Below are 1320 nucleotides of genomic sequence, written 5' to 3' on the forward strand. Positions count from 1 at the left end.
GCCTTTAGATTTGCAAACTTTATTAACAACAATTTACTAAGAATTACTATAACTACTTGATTTTCTTTTCTTTTTGCTACTTTTTCTTTTCTTTGTTAATTGTTGTTAATTTGTTAATAAAAAGAAGAATGGGGTGAACTTTCCCGATTGCTAAGCGAAAGGCTTATCGATAGTATTAGACCCCATTCTCTTAATTGTAGTAGTTTGGAACCATTTAGAATTGTAGATTTCCAGATCTTATTAAAGGTTATAGTTCAAACTACTTTTTTATAAACAACTAACAACAAAATTATGAAAAACTTTCAGATTATTGGTGTTGATGTATCTAAATCAACACTCGATGTGTATCTACACACAGCCAAAATCCACTTTAAGGTGGACAATTCTAACCAGGGGATGGTAGAACTACTTGAACACTCATTATCTTCTTTAAATTGCAAGCCAGATGATTTAATGATCTGCTTTGAGAACACAGGTAAGTATTCAAAGCTATTAAGCGTAATGCTTGATTCACTAAACATTAAATTTTTAATGCTTTCAGCTTTAGAAATAAAGAAATCGCTTGGATTGACAAGAGGTAAAAATGACAAGATTGATGCGATGCGAATCGCCAATTATGCATTTGAAAAAAGGGAGAAACTTAAACCAACCATTCTGCCTGGCGTCAATGTGGATAGGATAAAGGCCTTACTATCCTTACGTGAAAAACTAATTCGTCACCGCACTTCATATAAAAATGGATTAAGCGACTTAAAAGATTGCTACATTGAAGGCGAGAATTCTTTGATTGTTGAGGTCCAGATGAATTTTATCGGAGAATTGAATAAACAGATTCAAAAAGTTGAAGATGAAATCCGCATGATTATTCAAAATGATGAATTATTGGAAGTTAATTATAATCTAGCAAAGTCAGTAGTTGGTGTTGGGCCTATATTAGCCGCTTATTTGATTGCCTTTACAAACAACTTTATCAATTTTGATAACCCTCGTTCATTTGCATGCTTTGCTGGAATTGCGCCATTTTCAGAGTCGTCTGGAAAGCAAAAGGGGAATGCTCGCGTGCATCCCTATGCTAACAAGCAATTAAAATCGTTACTGAATATGGGTGCAATGTCTGCAATACGAATACCTGGCGAACTAAAAAACTATTATCTTAATCGAGAAAAAGCTGGAAAAAACAACATGAGTACGCTGAATATAATTCGAAATAAAATTGTATTCAGAGTGTTTGCCGTCGTTAAGAGAAAAGTCCCGTATATTAATCACTCAAAATTTGCTGCTTGAATTGAAAAAAAACTTGCTTTTGTCTTAGAATACTAT

General features: G+C 33.3%; 1 protein-coding gene. It reads left to right on the plus strand.

The genetic code is table 11. The features are described 5' to 3' along the window. The first annotated feature begins 291 nt into the window (after positions 1-291). Complete coding sequence (locus tag EKD03_RS18235) at positions 292-1284, plus strand: IS110 family RNA-guided transposase (protein WP_129633880.1); 993 nt, start codon at positions 292-294, stop codon at positions 1282-1284. The last annotated feature ends 36 nt before the right edge of the window (positions 1285-1320 follow it).

The organism is Candidatus Oscillochloris fontis (genome assembly GCF_004138135.1).
Classification (GTDB): Bacteria; Chloroflexota; Chloroflexia; order Chloroflexales; family Chloroflexaceae; genus Oscillochloris; species Oscillochloris fontis.